Origin of the sequence: Winslowiella iniecta (assembly GCF_001267535.1) — a bacterium.
Taxonomy (GTDB): domain Bacteria; phylum Pseudomonadota; class Gammaproteobacteria; order Enterobacterales; family Enterobacteriaceae; genus Erwinia; species Erwinia iniecta.
Window position 1 is genome coordinate 1 of the sequence record NZ_JRXE01000032.1, and the last position, 16,224, is coordinate 16,224.

14 protein-coding genes are annotated in these 16,224 nt (G+C 48.0%); 11 read left to right on the forward strand and 3 right to left on the reverse strand.

The genetic code is table 11. From position 1 onward, the window contains the following. The 8 genes from NG42_RS18825 to sseE form a co-directional block, all read left to right on the forward strand. Positions 1-621 (forward strand): hypothetical protein (locus NG42_RS18825; RefSeq protein WP_052902086.1); only part of this gene is annotated, 621 nt, incomplete at its 5' end. Between the two features lie 511 nt (positions 622-1,132). After that, positions 1,133-1,702: a type III secretion system translocon protein SseB gene (sseB, locus tag NG42_RS18830; protein ID WP_053115940.1), complete on the forward strand. Its 570-nt coding sequence runs from the start codon at positions 1,133-1,135 to the stop codon at positions 1,700-1,702. 61 nt (positions 1,703-1,763) lie between these two features. Further along, positions 1,764-2,144, forward strand: a complete 381-nt coding sequence (locus NG42_RS18835; protein ID WP_052902088.1) for a hypothetical protein — start codon at positions 1,764-1,766, stop codon at positions 2,142-2,144. Between the two features lie 62 nt (positions 2,145-2,206). Continuing rightward, entirely contained in the window at positions 2,207-2,692 is a 486-nt protein-coding gene (locus tag NG42_RS18840; protein ID WP_052902090.1) for a SycD/LcrH family type III secretion system chaperone, read from the forward strand. Then, positions 2,689-4,185 carry a type III secretion system translocon subunit SseC family protein gene (sctE, locus tag NG42_RS18845; RefSeq protein ID WP_053115939.1) on the forward strand — a complete coding sequence of 499 codons (1,497 nt, stop codon included), beginning with the start codon at positions 2,689-2,691 and terminating at the stop codon, positions 4,183-4,185. The genes NG42_RS18840 and sctE overlap by 4 nt, the downstream gene beginning before the upstream one ends. Before the next feature lie 12 nt (positions 4,186-4,197). Continuing rightward, complete coding sequence (locus tag NG42_RS18850) at positions 4,198-5,007, forward strand: hypothetical protein (RefSeq protein WP_052902092.1); 810 nt, start codon at positions 4,198-4,200, stop codon at positions 5,005-5,007. 48 nt (positions 5,008-5,055) lie between these two features. Beyond that, positions 5,056-5,652, forward strand: coding sequence for a type III secretion system translocon protein SseD (sseD, locus tag NG42_RS18855; RefSeq protein WP_053115938.1), 597 nt, complete (start codon positions 5,056-5,058; stop codon positions 5,650-5,652). Between the two features lie 51 nt (positions 5,653-5,703). Beyond that, the gene (gene sseE / locus NG42_RS18860; protein ID WP_052902094.1) at positions 5,704-6,138 is read left to right on the forward strand and encodes a type III secretion system effector protein SseE; all 435 of its coding nucleotides are present in this window, start codon (positions 5,704-5,706) and stop codon (positions 6,136-6,138) included. A 298-nt stretch (positions 6,139-6,436) separates the two neighbouring features. Here the strand turns inward: sseE and NG42_RS18870 are convergent, their stop codons facing one another. After that, a complete protein-coding gene (locus NG42_RS18870; RefSeq protein WP_052902097.1) occupies positions 6,437-7,339 on the reverse strand; it encodes a LysR family transcriptional regulator in 903 nt (300 codons plus the stop codon). 128 nt (positions 7,340-7,467) lie between these two features. On the opposite strand from NG42_RS18870, the gene NG42_RS18875 reads away from it, so the two are divergent. Next, positions 7,468-7,731 (forward strand): DUF2798 domain-containing protein, encoded by a 264-nt coding sequence (locus tag NG42_RS18875; RefSeq protein ID WP_052902099.1) that lies wholly within the window; start codon positions 7,468-7,470, stop codon positions 7,729-7,731. Between the two features lie 110 nt (positions 7,732-7,841). Here the strand turns inward: NG42_RS18875 and NG42_RS18880 are convergent, their stop codons facing one another. Further along, positions 7,842-8,747: a LysR substrate-binding domain-containing protein gene (locus NG42_RS18880; RefSeq protein WP_052902101.1), complete on the reverse strand. Its 906-nt coding sequence runs from the start codon at positions 8,745-8,747 to the stop codon at positions 7,842-7,844. Between the two features lie 244 nt (positions 8,748-8,991). Between NG42_RS18880 and NG42_RS18885 the strand changes: the two genes are divergently transcribed. Both NG42_RS18885 and NG42_RS18890 read left to right on the forward strand, forming a co-directional pair. Then, positions 8,992-9,627: a LysE family translocator gene (locus tag NG42_RS18885; protein ID WP_052902103.1), complete on the forward strand. Its 636-nt coding sequence runs from the start codon at positions 8,992-8,994 to the stop codon at positions 9,625-9,627. A 522-nt stretch (positions 9,628-10,149) separates the two neighbouring features. After that, positions 10,150-10,539: a hypothetical protein gene (locus tag NG42_RS18890; protein ID WP_052902105.1), complete on the forward strand. Its 390-nt coding sequence runs from the start codon at positions 10,150-10,152 to the stop codon at positions 10,537-10,539. 596 nt (positions 10,540-11,135) lie between these two features. Here the strand turns inward: NG42_RS18890 and NG42_RS18900 are convergent. Further along, positions 11,136-16,121: an OspG family effector kinase gene (locus tag NG42_RS18900; RefSeq protein ID WP_052902109.1), complete on the reverse strand. Its 4,986-nt coding sequence runs from the start codon at positions 16,119-16,121 to the stop codon at positions 11,136-11,138. Positions 16,122-16,224: the final 103 nt, after the last annotated feature.

The window sequence follows — 16,224 nt, forward strand, 5'->3', positions numbered from 1 at the left end:
ACTGAAGTCTCTCGCGATGCGCAGGATATGGCTAACCGCGTTGACGCGCTGCTGGCGGGTCTGGCCGATGGCAGGGACAAGGCAGAGTTGCCGGCAGATGTTATCGCTTATATGCGCGCCAATAACATTGAAGTCAACGGCCAGAGTATTGATGATTTCCTGAACAGCAAAATACCTGGTGCCGGTGACGTTCTGGCAGCGCTGTCACAACTGCTGGCGGATCCGAGCCAAAAAGAATTTAAGGAAGAAGACATTGCAGGCCTTCTTAAATTCATGGACGACAATGGTATCAAGGTTGATGGCAAAAGCGTTTACGCACTTCTGACAGATAGCGAAATCTCCAATGGAGAATTACAGTCATTCGATAAAGTTATCACCTCAGATAATATGGCAAAAATTCAGAGCGCCCTGCAAGACGCCATCAAACTGGATAAAGCTGATCTGACGGCTGTCAAATCTGCACTGGAATCCCATTCAGGCCGTGCGTCTGACTTCGTCCAGCAGAACCAGCTGAAGTTGCAGCAACTGATGCAGAACTTCAACACCGCGGTCACCATGGCCAACAGCGTGCAGAGTATGAACGCAGAATCGGCCAAATCTATCGCTCAGTCTATCCGCTAATAACTGATTTACTTCTGACGGCAGTACGTTAGCGTACTGCCGTTTTTCTATTTATCGATAAGTCATTATTTAATGAAAAATACTGAAAAAAATATCCGCAGCTTGCCGATAAATAACACTATTAATAACGGTTATCTTTATTTATAAGCCATTTTTTGTGTTTTTTATAAATTGAGTGGTGGGTATTAAAATTTATATCGGTGGGTTTATTAATAAAAATATACATACGGTAATAAATCTCTTTGCTGGCGATAGCGATGAATAAGGTGAGTTGTCTCTGGTAAATAATAAATCGCTACATTTTCTCTGTGTAAAAAGAAAGGTATCAGGTGTTGACCTGATATTTGTCGCTAATAAATCTCTGAGTATTGATGCTTAAAAACAGAATGTTTTGCAGAGATCCGCAAATCTATTTTTGCCAGATATCTATCATAGCCACAACAAAAACAAAACTACGCCGGATTAGACCATCTGGCAAACCATTTTAAAACACCATAAGGAAAGAGAGTTCATGATCGCTATCAATAACGTTGTCAGCCTTGCCCGAAGCGAATCACCCGTTTTCGGCCAGTCAGTCAGCGATATCGACTACCTCAGAGCGGGTAGCAATACCTCACTGATGGGTACCGCGATGGTTTCGATGGAAAACATCATGCTGCTGTTTACCGAACTGGCGAATGCCAAGTTCGAGCAGATGAGCAAGAAGACCGAAGTGTCACGTGATGCGCAGGATATGGCTAACCGCGTTGATGCGCTGCTGGCGAGCCTGGCTGACGCCAAAGGCACGGCCGAGCTGCCGCCAGATGTCATCGCGTATATGCGTGAAAATAATATCGAAGTCAACGGCATGAGCATTGACAAGTTTATTGCTGAAAATGGCACCACCCTGAACAAAGCTGACCTGACGGCGGTTAAATCCGCGCTGGAATCCCATTCAGGTCGCGCGTCTGACTTTGTACAGCAGAACCAGCTGAAGCTGCAACAACTGATGCAGAACTTCAACACCGCGGTAACCATGGCTAACAGTATCCAGAGCATGAACGCAGAATCGACTAAATCGATCGCCCAGTCTATCCGCTAATGATTTTAGGGGCTGAGGCGTAATGCTTTTGCCCCGTTTTACCTCACCAGGGGGAATAAAAATGCAAGACCTGAACCAGCTGAAAACCATGATCGATACCCTGCAAATGCGTCGGGTGGGATTTAAAAAACAAATTGATGAATTTAAAAAGCTGCAGGAAGAGATTGCCCAACTGCACTCACGTGCCGCCACCGATCCCGATGCTCAGCGCAAGCTGAAAAACCTTGATGGGGTATTGAAGGGCGATCGCGTACCGAAGCAAATGGCTGACAAAGCCGCCATGATGAAAAAAACCTTTGAGCAACTGGGTAAGCAACTGAAACAGCTGGTACCCGATCAAGTGGCTCAACCAGGCCAGACCACTGCTGCTGCTGTGGTGCCCGTTGTCGAAGCACCGGTTAAGCCAGTGATGGCGAAAAAACATCGGCGTGCGTTTATTTGATTTTTCACCCTCTAACATGGCGCGAAGAGCCGAATTTCAACGCGCCTTAACATGGAGTTTTTATGTCAGAGACCATTATCGCCCCACCGGCAGAAGAGAACGATGATGTGCTGCAACGCTTCTTTTCGCGCGGTGGCTCATTACGGATGTTAACCGATATTGCCGATCAGGATTTGTCGCAACTGTACGGCTATGCCGGTCAGTTGTTTGCTGCTGGCGAGTTCGTCGCATCGCGCAACTTTTATCAACTTTTAAGCACGTTTGATCACTGGAATTACGACTATCTGCTGGGATTAGGGCTATCCCATCAGCGCCTTTCTGCCCATGAAGAAGCCATTTCCTGCTTTGCACGAGCCGGAATGATCAATATCGACGACCCGCGGGCGGCGTTTTTTGCCGGTCTCAGCTATCGCCTGTTAGGCAATGAAGCTTACGCCCGCAAAGCGTTTAATGCCGCCATCATGTGGTGCGGCGAACAATCACATTATCAGGAAATTAAGGGAAATGCGGAAAGGATGTTAACCGCTACCACGGAGGAAATATCATGAGTATTGGTGTAGATCGTGCCCTTAGCGGGCGTGTACTGAGCAGTGAATTGCCGGATGAATTAGCGACAGGCAAAGCACCACGCAGCGAAAAAACCGCACAGCCGGTCCTCAGACTGTTTATTAATGATAACGACGGGCAAAAATCACCGCTTTCACAGCTGGCGGTACCGACCCCAGCGCAGACGACGGGCACTCGTCAGGAAGCGCAGGCCGCATTAAGCAATATTCAGCGCTCGCTTCCAACGCCACCGGGAAATGAGCCGGGCTTCAAACTCACTGTGCCGACCGTAGAGCGGGTGTCGATGGAGGCGATGTTCCTCGCGTCGACCATGCTGGCAAACCAGATTCTCGGTGACGTTGCGGAGTTGAAAGGCAAAGCGCTGTCGATTATGACCGACAAGCAAGACTTGCTGCGCAAGCAGGAAGTCGATCAGATTCGCGAGCAGATGAACGCCGCGGTCGAGCAGCAGGACAAAGCGAAAAAAGCGGGCATCCTCAGCGTGGTATTTGACTGGGTGGTTGCGGCAGTCGAAGTGGTGACCGGCGTTGCCAAGATTGTGGGTGGCGTGATGAGCGGCAACGCCATGCAGGCTGCGGGCGGCGCGATGGATCTGATGGCCGGTATGGCCGGTCTGGTGAAAGCGATGGCGAATACCCTCGCGCTCGTCGACCCGGAAAATGCTGAGAAATATAAAAAGGTTGCCGACGCAGCCGGAAAAATCCAGCTGGCGTTTGAAATTGCCGGTGCGGCGATTGATATCACCAGTGCGGTGCGCAATGCCGTTCTGACCAAAGTGGTACCTAAAGTCGTCGGTAAAGTATTGCAGGAAGGTGCTGACCAGGCGATTTCCGCCGCAATTAGACAAGGTAGTAAAACTGCGCTGTCCGCCGCAGCGTCCCAGGTCGGTAAGAAAGTTGCAGCAGAAATCGGCGAACAAATTGTCACCCGTGCGGCGAAAGAGCTGGCGGAAGAAGCCAGTAAAAACGCCATCAAGAGAGCGGCGCATAACTTTGGCGTCAACAAGATGGCCAAGCACTTCGGCACTGAAGCGATTGAGAAAATGGTCGGCAATGCCGTGGAAAAAGTCGGTAAGGACGCCATTAAGCGCGGTGTTGAACTGACGGCGAAAGAAGTCACCGAAAAAGTGATGGCTGAGATTCGCTGGCAGGTAATGGCGGCGCTGGCGAAAGGCGTAACCTGCGGCGCGACCACGGCGATGACCGTGACGCGTACGGCAGTGACCAGTGCGCAAAACATTACCGTTGGCACCATTGAGAAGCAAAAAGCGGAACTGCAGAAGAAAATTGACCAGCTGGTCCTTGATCAGCAATGGACCCAGAACTTCTTCGAGTTCTTTGAAGCGAGCAAAAAGGATGGCATTAAAAAGATCAAAGATCTGCAAGACAGTCAGGCCGACATCATGCAGGGCGCTGTCACGACGATTGGCAAAACCGCCTCTTGCCAGGCGCAAGTAGCCGCTTCAATGGTGTAATCAGGAGTTGTTATGACGACAGTAAGTTCTTTGAATGTCCTTAACTGGGTGCAGAACATCGAGCAGCAAAGCGGGAAAGTAACAGAGACCCCGCTCGCGCAAACCGATGTAGATAAGGTTCTGGCTGAAGAACTTACTGCTGAAGGGGTTGAGACGATTGCCATGCAACTTGTCGATCAGCCACGTTTTGCGCAGCTTGAACAGGCTTTAAGTCGTGCTGCTGATGATGCCTCCGGGAAACTCAATAATATTGCTTTTTCAGGTATTTTGCAGGAAGCCCGCGAAGTGGTGGTGGCAGCCAGCAATCAGGGGCAGAACATCACCATGGCTGAGCTGGTTGCGCTGATTATGGAGATCGCTTTGCGCGATCGCGACCGGCAGCGCGACATGGATGAAGTGGTCAAGCATACGCTCGCCGCGACGGCTATTGCCATTCAGGCTCTTGGCACGGAAGCCATTCAACACTCGTATACCGGCAGCATCCTTATGTCGGTGGGAACATTGGTCGATGGTCTGAGAAAAATGGCTGAGCCCGGTCAGTACAAGGATGGGACCAATCAGTTAGCGACAATCAGTAGCATTTTGGTGCTGCATGGCGCGAACGCCAACGTTGCCGGCACGCTGCTGGACAGCATCAAAGAGGTTGCCCGTGACGTGTTGTCCAGGATGACAGAGCAAGTCGATGGCGAGAGAAATATGAGTGATGCCAGCCATCAAGAGCTGACGCAGCAGACAGAGGGGCTGGTCAGAAAACTCGCCGAGCTGGCATTAATATTTGGCGCTTTTGATCAAATTATGAGAGGCGCATTTACCAAACGTTAAACCATTAATTAATTTTTGTTTAAACACCAATCAAGGGAGAGAGATAAGATGAGTAACATCAACCAAATTAATAACACCAGCATTACCCAGGCACAGCCAGAAAGCACCAGCGGGCGTTCTGCCGCAGGCAATGGCGCCATTGCAACGATTGATAACTTGATCGCCATGCTGCAAAAAATGAACAGTGAAATCCGCGATATGCAGCGCGATCATTTCACCGCTCAGCAATCGTCAGCTCATCAGAAAGATCTGGTTGCTCTGGGAAATAAAGAGCGTGCCATCGAGCTGAACTATGAATCGGCAGTCAAAACCGGTAAGTCGAAAATCATGTCGGGTGGACTGGGTGTGGCAGGCGCATTTCTCGGCGGTATCGCGCCGACGGGTGTCGGCTCATTTGTGTCCAGCGGTGCGGAAGGCATTGGCAAAATCGGTGAAGGTAATGCCGCGATGGGAAGTGCCGGACTGACTCGTGAAGCACAGGAAGTGCAATTGCTGGCTGACTATCAGTCAAATGCCGCCAGCGAATACTGGAAAGGTCTGTCTGCGACCGTAGAAAAAGCGGCTGAAGCGTCTCGCCGCATGATAGATCTGACACGTGAACTGATGAGCCTGCAAGAACGCATTATGGGTGCAGTACGCATGTAGTTGTTAAAAAAGGGGTTAAGCCTGGGGGCTTAACCCCTGATGGAGAAAACGATGCAGCAAGTGACAGTGAAAGCCGATGCGGTAACCGACTATTTACGCAGCCAGGGTAAAACGCCGGAAGTGGCCTATTTTGGTAACAGCCAGTTTGTGATTGGCTGGCGGGTGACGCTGGCAGAATTTGAGCTGGTGTACCGTCTGGAAGGGGACCAACTGGTGGTCTGTGATTTTAAAGCGCATCACGATACCAGCAGTGATAATCGTGCGGCCGCAGGTTTTATTAAATTGATTCACCAGCTGGAGCGCCACGTACCGCAGATGAAACATGTGCGCGGGATGCTGCTGGACAGTATTCAGTCTGATGTGCTGAGCTTGCGCCAGCGTCTGGCTGAAGTGCTGGTCTATCAGGGCGCTTACTGGCAGGAAATTGATGGCGATCAGTGGCTGGTTTATGACGCAGGCGTCAAAGGTAAAGCCGCAGTGGCGTAATAGCCCGCCACTTAATTATCCTTATTGCCGCGCCCCCAGCAGATGTGAAAATCTGCTGGGGGCGCGGCTTTTTGTTGTGGGTTTAGTGGGGAATGGCACTGATTTGTATTAGATCTGAGTTCGTTTTGGCTCAGGGAGTAATTGGGTCTGACGGTCAGGTTGATCGGTATCACGCCCGTAAACGACAAACGCCGCATTTTCACGTCCCGCCTGGTCTGCAATTTTTTGCGTACTTCGCCTGATGCCTGGCTCATCATCCCTGTCAGTGACAAATATTTGACGCGTCGGCGCCCTCGTCTTAAATCGCATTTTGTATAAACTCAATAAATGCTCTTACCTTTGAATTGAGTGCCGAACGTTCGTTAACACAGGCATAAATATTCATCGGTAACGACTCTACGTAGTTCTCGTCACTGTGGCCTGAGCAAAACAAAGGTGTTAGTTGACCATTATCTATCAGCGGCTGAGCAATAAAACTTGCCAGACGGGCAATCCCCCCCCCGTTTACTGCTATTTTTGCAATAATATCAATATCATCGCTAATGAATTTGGGATTGAGCTTCGCGTTAACAGGTTGTCCATCGACGATAAAATTCCACGGTAGAAAACGTCCATCTGTGGGATAGCGGAAAACAAGGCAGGCGTGCCGGCTAAGTTCTTCAGGAATCTGCGGGATGCCCGCGCGGTCCAGATAAGCGGGGGCCGCGCAGAATATAAAGGGTAACGATGCGATTTTTCGGGCAATCAGTTGATCGTTTAGTTGTGCCTCGATGCGGATACTGACGTCGACACCTTCCAACCGATGGTCGACGTTGCGATCGGTACTAATCAGTTCAATATCAATATCGGGAAAAGACGCTTTGAACGCAGGCATAAGTGGCGCTATAACGTACCGACCAAACGCGGCAGTCGTAGCGATGCAAAGTGGACCCTGCGGCCTGGTTTCAAGCGCAGCAGCCTGTGAGGCGAGGTCGATATCATGTGGAATATGACGGACTTTCTCGAAATAACGTTTGCCATTTTCAGTTAATGTCATGCTACGGGTGGTGCGCGATAGCAGACGTACGCCCAAATGTGCCTCAAGCCGAGAAAGGCTCTGGCTAACCGCCGCTGGACTCATCCCTTTAGCTCGCGCCGCCGCTGCGATACTGCCGTTCTCCACCACGCGGATGAAATTGCTAATCAGACCCAACATGTCCATATCATCCCCGATACTTTATTCGTTGCTTTTACTTAACAATGATTAAAGCACAACCTCTCTACCACCGTCTTAATTAGCTTGTTAGGTTAGCTGCTGTTTCGCTAACCTTTGTTAAACAGGACAACTCGATGACCAATACTATCGCTAAAAAAATCCCACGAATCCGCTTTCCTGAGCATGCTTCACCCTACATATTTGCTCTTTATATGGCGACCATCATGGCGTTTCTGATGAGTCTGGTCATCACCCTTTCCGAATTTGGCATGGGGCCGGATTACATGACAAATGTGATGAATGCGTATCAGGTTGCCATGCCATCGGCTTTTGTTTGCATACTCGTTGTACGTCCGATGGTTATCCGGCTGGTAGGATTGACGGTTCACGGTCACTGAGTGATTCAATACGCGCCTTTCGTCCTCACTTATTAAGGCTTGCGAGTCGGCTTATCGCTCAAATTTGCCGTAAAGGAATGCCAGCGACTGATGGGTACCGAGAGCGGGTGTTAGTTCAGGTAGTCAATTTCCGCAGGCGTGTGGTTAGGCACAGCGTCTTTTAACCAGTCATAAAGCAGACCGATATTATTTCTGTGCGGCGTTCCTTTTGTCCAGACAAGCCAATAACTGTCACCGGTTGCTACAGCCTCGTTAAATGGCAGAGCCAACAGGCCGCTTTTAATTGCTTCCTTGCTTAGCAGTAAATCACCGACAGAAATACCATGGCCGCTTATCGCCGCCTGATTCCCTTGCTCCAGCGTGTCGAAAACCTTACCCCGGGCGATATTGAGATCACCAAATTTTCCCGTTCGTTTAAGCCATCTTCGCCAGTCACGGCGATCAGGTGAGGGATGAATAAGCTCACAGCTGAAAATGTCTTTTTGCGCCTCTTCTACCAGCGCCGGTGTACAGACCGGAACAAGCCATTCATTAAACAGCAGGCGACTTTCGGTCCCCGGTCCGAACTGACCATTTCCCAGCAAAATGGCACAGTCATAAGGTTCTCGGCTGAAATCAACCGTATCGGTATCCATCCAGACGCTGGAAATCTCAATTTGAGGCGTTGAGTATTGCTCACGAAATGCATTTAGCACATCGAGTAGCCAGCGCATGGTCAGGGTCGACGGCGCTTTCAAACGAAGCTCGCGGCTATTACCGCGAAAGGCATAACAGGCTCTTTCCAGGAACTGGAAGCCTTCAGTTAGCTGTTCTGCCAGTACGCGACCTGCATCCGTCACATCGACACGGGGTCCGTTACGCCGAAAGAGATCGCATTGAAACCATGCTTCCAGCGTTCGGATATGCCGGCTGACAGCGCCGGGGGTTACATTCAGTAAGGCAGCAGCTTTACTGAAAGAGCCAAGACGGGCAGCAGCTTCAAAAGCACGCAGCGCATAAAGTGGTGGCAGTGTCATGGCAATTATTCATTGTGAGTTTAACTCACATTAAATAGCAGTTTTTTCCATTTTTCAACGCTCCGTTGTGGCTGAATAATACAGCTCATCAAAAGGGTGCTGATAAGGAAATGAGATGATAAATGGACGACTTAATGACGGGGAAGATCTTGCCATATTACTGAGGGACTGCGGAGGCCGGGGAACCCGGCGCGGCTGACTTTGGTCGCTGCCCACGTCACATCCATACAGAGAAAAACAAGCCATGAACTTGACTTTACTGGGGGCATATTTCCTGGCGGTTCTGCTGCTGCTGTTGACTCCTGGGCCGGTGATTGCGCTGGTTACAGGAACTGCAGCCCGGTACGGCAGCCGAAAAGCTTTTGCGACGGTAGCAGGCACTAACGTCGCATCTCTGGTTCTCATCGCGTTTGCCGCCCTGATGCTGGCGGGCATTTTGTCACTTTCGCCGCTTGTTCTTTATCTGGTGGGGATAGCCGGTTCGCTATTTATAGGCTGGAGTGCCTTTACCAGTCTTCAGGGAGCGCGCGGATCAGAAGAAGTTGAAGTTAACGATAAAAGGGGAGTGAGCAACCGTAGCGGCTTCATAAGAGGTTTCATCACCGGTATTTCAAATCCGAAAGACATTCTTTTTTTCGTCTCTTTTTTCCCACAGTTTATTACGGTGACCCGAGATTTTACGGTCAGTATCATGACGCTCTCGTTCGTCTGGATGGTTTTCGATTTTACCGTGCTGTCGCTTTATATCCTGATGGTAAAACGCTGGGTTCCGGAGCGGCATGGCAGACGCATAGAAATCGTGTCGGCAGTATTTCTGCTTGCGATATCGCTTTGCAGTATCTTATATAACGTAAGTGAAATTGTTCTGCGGTATATCTGACATAACAAATGAAAAAGGGATGGCTTTATATAGGCATTCAACTGGACGGACGTGTGAAAATTGCCTGGGCTAACGGTTCCAGAATGATTCTGGCTGCTAACTCACTGGCGGGAAGCAAACAGCTTTGGCCAGCTGATAACCATAATTAAAGGAGAAAATGCAGTGTCTCATTAACTTGTCGAACTCTCTACTACCTACGCTACAAGGAAGGCACTGCCTGCCAGACGGCGTCGGGCGTTTCTGGAAGACATAAGAAAGCTATGGGCAAGTTATCCGGCACGGGAGTCGAAATTCTCACGTTTATCGAGACCCAACCTGACATCGACCATCACACTGATCATCGTCTCATGGGGGGGGTGGCGCTTTCGTAATGTCCGGACTCGTGATCCATTGCTTGCTGGTATAAAGCCAGTGGAGGGTACGCGTATTTTGATCATGTGAACGCCACAGAGCCGGATGGTGACTTTGCCCAACATATTGATATACTGTAAAAAATACAATTATGATATTATAAGGAACACAATGAAAAAGATTCTTGTTGGTTGCATGGTATTACTTTCTGCTTCCTGTGCAGATTTTCAGAAGACAGTTGGGGATCAGATGAAAGCAGTAAATGCTGCGCTGAATACTAAAAGCACCAGCACCCCGCAAACCATGGCTTCTGCAAAACAGAATGGTACAATCACCAACCAGCAGTGTAAGGATAGTGTGGGCAAGACCAAAGCCTATTTCGAGCAGCTCATTGGTTTCAAACTTGATGCATCCAATTCCTCTGGCTACACCTCCTTCTCAGAGACCTACAATCTTAGAATATCAGATCGTAAAGATCGCCTGGGCGGCAACTTCGCAATCTGTATTCTGTCAATCGATCCACAAACCAGTAAAGTGACCATGTTCTCAATGCCTACTTAATGAGGCAGGAGTCATGATTTGCGGGGCCATACTCTGGCTCCGTCCTGGCAATATCGTCAGCATCCAGTGCAACCTGAGTTCACCGGACGCTGACGATATTGCTAAGGAGAAAACAAAATATGTCCGTTTTTTGATAATCGGTATCCCCATAATATACGTGGCTATAACTATGTTTTATCTGGCTCGCGTTAAAAAGAGAAAACTTCCTTATTTCCGGTTTTGTACTTCTGGCAGCAGGTTTCGTTAATCTGCTAATTGGCCTGACGGAAGGCAGAAGCCGGCAATTCTGTAAGCAACTTTTAAAGTTCTGAAGCTTAATATCTCAGGCAGGAAGAATATTGGGCTAATCGACAATATGCGGCCTTTATCGCGTTAATTCTGAACCGTCGTAATCAGGTGTCATGTCGGCTCCTCGCTCCTGGCAGACTGTCAAACTAAGCAACGACTAACCAAACACATTGCGGTTTTCACCGGGCATTTGTACCTCTTAACTCCAATCGATCCGTCGCCGCAGGATAGCCGCTAAAACAATCCTTTCGAGGGGTATTCCCCAGCCACATGGCTATCCATGCTGCCGGGGATCTGCGTAATTTAATTTACCCTGAGATCACTTTGGCTTGCCCAACGGGTAATTCCCCCCAGTTGAGTCCGGCATATTTCCCCATAAAGAAGACCTCCTTCTCTTTTGCCGCATTCAACAGCTGGAATAAGGCTAACCCCAGGATATTTTTATTGATAATGCCATGTTTAAGTGCATAGCCACCATAAGTTTTAATCACATCCGGTGTCGTCATGAATAAGGGCTTTTGATCGCCTTTAACTTTAATTTTTACCAATGTTAACTGGTTTTTTTTGTTACTTCTAAAACTGGAAGATACACTGCGGCTGCCACTCATAGAAAGTGCTCTGCCTTCGGTTCCGGCAGTCGCGGTATGGACGAAAATGGCCTGTAGATATTTATTAAACTCATGATCGGCACCGCCAGGAATATTTTTACTGATTTCAGGGATTTCAAAGTTAGCAAATTTCGGGTTTTCTTTAAGCTTTTCAATGGGGGAGTTATTGCGTAACACGCCAAGTTTAGTGATTTCATCACGTGTACTATGGTGCGCACGGAAAAGCGTTGAACCTACTGTATATTTTTTAAATTTATCAATATCATTGTAGTTAAGGATTTTGACTTCATCCATCATCCATACAATTCTTTGCTGAGGTGACCGGATATACTCTTTAAGTACCTGTACCTGATTATTCAGTTCTTTCTCGTCGGGTGAGCCGGTTATTTTTTGGCTGCTACAGGCTTTGCTGTTACCCCCGCCGCGTTTAATCAGACAGTGAGTTAAGTCCAGTTGTGCATTGCTGTCGATTTCCAGCTCAAGCGGTCTTAATTTCCTCACTCTATTTGCCTCAATGGCGTTATCAATCCCCCGAAGAGAGTCCCCTATCGTTACTCTGAACTGGGTTCTCATCTCCTGAGTCTTAACACCGTCGAGAGGGTCAATTTCAAGATGTGTCTCTCCCTGATGTGTAACAATTTTCCTTGGGTTAATCTCCGCACGATCAAAATTAATGATGTTAAACTGATTAGTCTTTGGGTCGAAGAGAATATTTCCGGCATTAATATCCTGGTGCAGGATACCCTTTGCTTTTAATTTTTTTATCGATTGCTCAACAATTTCTTCGATGCCTTTTGCATTGATGGCCTCTTTTAGCGCAGTGAGATTTTCAGCATCGCCGGTCTTTAACAGGGACTCAATTGATTCACCGGGAATTTTTCTCATTTTCACTTCAACTGTGCGTTCAAGTGCATTGATGCCTTGACGAGTCATTACAGTTGCAGCACCATCACCATAGAGAAGATTAAGCGCCCGGGCATTAGTTTTTGCTTCTTTCAATACGCCATTATCAGAGGCAGCTTTAAAGGAGAACTGATCGTTACCGATATCCGCGAGCGGAGCATCCTTTAACTCTTTTTTATACACTTTTACCAGCGTATTCTCATCAATCTTGTACACGTCAGCCGACTTTCCGCTAACAATGATATTTTCTGGCTTTTTAAAACTACCCTCAAGGAATATATCATCGATGCTCTTTACATTATCTGAGGGTGATTTTCCGGCGAGTTTTGCAACGTTATCCAGTTTATGCAGCTTATACAATGCCGCTGCTTTTACTGCCGCCAAAGGAATTAATTCGCCCACAGTGGAGAAAGCAAACTCGACCAACGCTTCCGTTAATAACTCTTTACGTTCTTCATTTGTTTTCGCCATTGGGTAGCTTATTGCCAGGCTGGCTGCTGTCAATGCACCTTCGACTGCCAGCATCGCCATGACCCCAGCCAGGCTGCCCGGTACCATAAATGACAGGGGGATTGTCAGTATACTGAGCATCCTGATATAGGCCAGCCGGTCCTCGGCGGTGGTTTCTGCTTTGGTTTTAAGCAGTGTATCGACATTTGACCGCATGGTATCGCTAAAACGTTTAACCAGCTCGTCCTGATAATCCGTTGATGAGGTATATTGAACCTGTGCAATATTATAATGCTGCAGACCTGGCTTGATGGGGATGTATTCATCAAATGCAGTCTTTAATTTATCACTGCTCACGGTTCTGGAGGACAGATGTGATAATAAAAACGTCTGTTTCTCTTTATCTTTAATAACTCCGAGGTTGGGAAGGATAACGCAGTTTTGCGGTGTAGTGGAGATTAACAGGTACTGCTTTTTGTCCGGATCGCTGCTTTCCCCTTGCAGGGCAATAATATTGGAAAGTGGCTGCTCTCTTATGGTTAACAGCAGGGGTTTGACGCTACCGTCTCCCTTTAAGAACCCATTAATCGACTTAGTAAAATTCTCTTTTACCGCGACTGGTAGTTTTTTATACTCATCTGTTTTCAGATAGGCTCTGAGATTCATTTTTAGGGTGAGGTCTTGATATTTTTTTAGCGCTTCTTTATTCGCTGATACGGAGTTTATCTGCTCCGCTCTGTTCAAATAGTCGCTTTGCAGGCTATCCGGGAATTTTCTGAGCTCATCAATACCTTGCTTATTTTCAACGGATAACCCCCTTAACTCCGGTCGCTTATCCATGGCTCCACAAGCAATCTCCCTGAGTGGAACGTCGTAATGGTAGATCGTCTGATCCCTTACATCTTTTTTTTCTAACCTGACGGTATCCGTTCCATTTTTATTTTCGAATCCGGGAATACTCTTTATTTTGTCATCTATATCCTTGTTGATATTCCCGATATAATCAAATTCTTTGATAAAGGATTTTAAATTTTCAATATTCTCATCTATAATCAGACCTGCTTTGGCAATGTCTTCTTTTAGTATAAGTTCCGGATTATTAGCGAACTTGTTAATTTCTGCCGAGATATACTCATCCATCCCCTTAGCTAAAACATCAGTGACCACCTGCTGGTGCTTATCGGTAAACCATATATGATAATCCATCGACATAGCACCAAAGTATGCTGTGGGATAAGATTTATCCTTAACACTGGCATAATCACCACTCCTTACTTTTTCGTACTCCTCTTTATAAGAGTCTATCCTGAGTTCCGCAAGATGCTTCATTTTATCTTTAAGCGTTAGCGAGAGTTCCTCGATAAAATTATTATCATGATACTTACTCAGCTGCGTATCTATACTCCTGTTTATGACAGTATTTAATTCATTTTCTATTTTAGTCAACATCGGTGGTGTGTCACTGAGTAACAACTTCACGTTGTCTTCTATTTTTCCCAGTGGTGTTATCTGTTCAACCATCTGCTCACCATTGAGCACTTTCTCTGTCAGCCGTGACAAGAATTTATGGGTAATCCGATTATCCACTTTCTCCGTGTCCTGATCACTCTCGCTGGCTTCCGACTGATTTATTTCCTGTTTTATCTGGTTATAAGTCGGCTGAAACGAGTGATAGTCTTTAACCCGCAACAGATCCTTTAATTCATCGACATACTCATTCAGTAGCATATCTTTAAAGATATATGAAATGAGCTGACCATCACCCAATTTAATCATTGCCTGATAGATAGCTCTTTGAATCAGTGCTTCTACATTTTTTTGCTGTTTAGCACTGAGCGTTTTTAATGAATCAAGTCGATCAATGGCAGCGTTTTCTGGCTCTATTGGCCGGGCATCCGCTGTCGCCAGCACACCCAGTATACCTCCTGCAAGTCCGCCCCCCGGGCCTGCAATGGCCAAACCCGCCGCCGCAGCAGCCACTGTGACGCCTAAATCGCCCATTGAAGTGGCAGGTTGGTTGGGTTGCGGCGGTTGACTGATGTTCAGCAAACTGGCGGGTTGTGGACCGGCTGATACATTGGGCGAGGGTATCGCCTCAGGTGGCTGGGTGCGGGTTCCCCCTCTGACAGCCATGTCTTCGCCTTTTGCCGCGTCCAGTTTGGGAAACTTTGCGACTGAAGCGTCGGTTATTTGCCGTGGTCCGGAATAACTCTGGTCTTTCCTGAGTTTCTCCGGGAGACTGGCCACCTGATCCAGCATCTGGCGCACTCTGCTGGCGGCATCAAGTAGGTTAGTGACAGTATTGGCTACAGGCGGCTGCTGCACCAGGCCGCGCACTGCGTGACTCGCCAGATAAAGGCAACCGGCGGCAGTAATCGCATTACTTATCCAGTCGAGCGTCCCTTTCGATATGCCGGCAGCCCCCACCAGCTCGTTCCACTGATGGGCGAAATCCCGCATTACCTCGGGTAACGCACCGCCGGTATAACTCAGTACACTGCTGAATAATCCGGGAAGGTGGCTGGTCATCCGCAATGCGATGGCGGCGTAGCTCTGCCCGTGTAGTATGCCTGAAATAGCCTCGGTGACCGTACTGCCCAGATGATTGAGAAAATCACCTGGCGAGCCATTTTGTCCCATAAACTGCCATAATTGTGACATCAGTATTGAGCTGCTGAAAGTTTTCAGCAGGGTATTAATTTCGTCACTATCTCGGTTCTGACTGACGGCAAGGGTGCCGGCCCCCTGCATTACGCTAAACTGTATCAGTGACGAAAAGGCCGGCTGTACCGTTGCGGGCATGACATTACTGGTGAGATTGCCGACCAGTCTGGCGGCATTTGATACCGCTCCGGCGGCATTTTGCAGCAGTTGGTCGTGGGCAAAACGCCACATGCCCTCGAGGCCGGGTTCAGAAGGCTCCGGTACACTAAACTGTTCCGGGCAACTCTCAAGCTTAGCCAGAATTTGGCTAAGGAATTGATCAATCTGTAATTCGGTCGCCTGACGGCCAGATTCTGGTGTCAGCATGCCGCGCAGAAATTCATCACGACCATAATATTCAGGGATAATGCTTTCAGCCAGATCCGCGTTTAGTGTCAGGACGCTCTCTTTACCCAGTGCCAGCGCAATATCCTTCACCAGTTTGCACGTTACATCCTGCCACTCCTCGTCGATTTCAATTCGATCGTACTGGACATTAAGTTGTTCAAAATCCACCAGGTTGAGGTTGGATGTGGCCTTGTCGGAAGCATTTTCCGATGGAGAAGGTATTTGTATATTGGGTGAATCAGACGACCCTGAAGGAACACGATTTAATTCTGAACGTATCATGACATTGCCCCTGGCAAATGAACTTAAGATAAATAGTTAATTTGCCAGAGGAAGATTTGAATGTTTTTGGAAATGTACACCTTTCTTTTGAATTCAGAATTAA

Excerpts from the sequence above, each read along its gene's own strand:
- sseB (WP_053115940.1), top strand. The coding sequence starts at position 1,133 with ATGATCGCTATCAATAACGTTGTCAGCCTTGCCCGAAGCGAATCACCC.
- NG42_RS18835 (WP_052902088.1), top strand. The coding sequence starts at position 1,764 with ATGCAAGACCTGAACCAGCTGAAAACCATGATCGATACCCTGCAAATG.
- NG42_RS18840 (WP_052902090.1), top strand. The coding sequence starts at position 2,207 with ATGTCAGAGACCATTATCGCCCCACCGGCAGAAGAGAACGATGATGTG.
- sctE (WP_053115939.1), top strand. The coding sequence starts at position 2,689 with ATGAGTATTGGTGTAGATCGTGCCCTTAGCGGGCGTGTACTGAGCAGT.
- NG42_RS18850 (WP_052902092.1), top strand. The coding sequence starts at position 4,198 with ATGACGACAGTAAGTTCTTTGAATGTCCTTAACTGGGTGCAGAACATC.
- sseD (WP_053115938.1), top strand. The coding sequence starts at position 5,056 with ATGAGTAACATCAACCAAATTAATAACACCAGCATTACCCAGGCACAG.
- sseE (WP_052902094.1), top strand. The coding sequence starts at position 5,704 with ATGCAGCAAGTGACAGTGAAAGCCGATGCGGTAACCGACTATTTACGC.
- NG42_RS18870 (WP_052902097.1), bottom strand. The coding sequence starts at position 7,339 with ATGGACATGTTGGGTCTGATTAGCAATTTCATCCGCGTGGTGGAGAAC.
- NG42_RS18875 (WP_052902099.1), top strand. The coding sequence starts at position 7,468 with ATGACCAATACTATCGCTAAAAAAATCCCACGAATCCGCTTTCCTGAG.
- NG42_RS18880 (WP_052902101.1), bottom strand. The coding sequence starts at position 8,747 with ATGACACTGCCACCACTTTATGCGCTGCGTGCTTTTGAAGCTGCTGCC.
- NG42_RS18885 (WP_052902103.1), top strand. The coding sequence starts at position 8,992 with ATGAACTTGACTTTACTGGGGGCATATTTCCTGGCGGTTCTGCTGCTG.
- NG42_RS18890 (WP_052902105.1), top strand. The coding sequence starts at position 10,150 with ATGAAAAAGATTCTTGTTGGTTGCATGGTATTACTTTCTGCTTCCTGT.
- NG42_RS18900 (WP_052902109.1), bottom strand. The coding sequence starts at position 16,121 with ATGATACGTTCAGAATTAAATCGTGTTCCTTCAGGGTCGTCTGATTCA.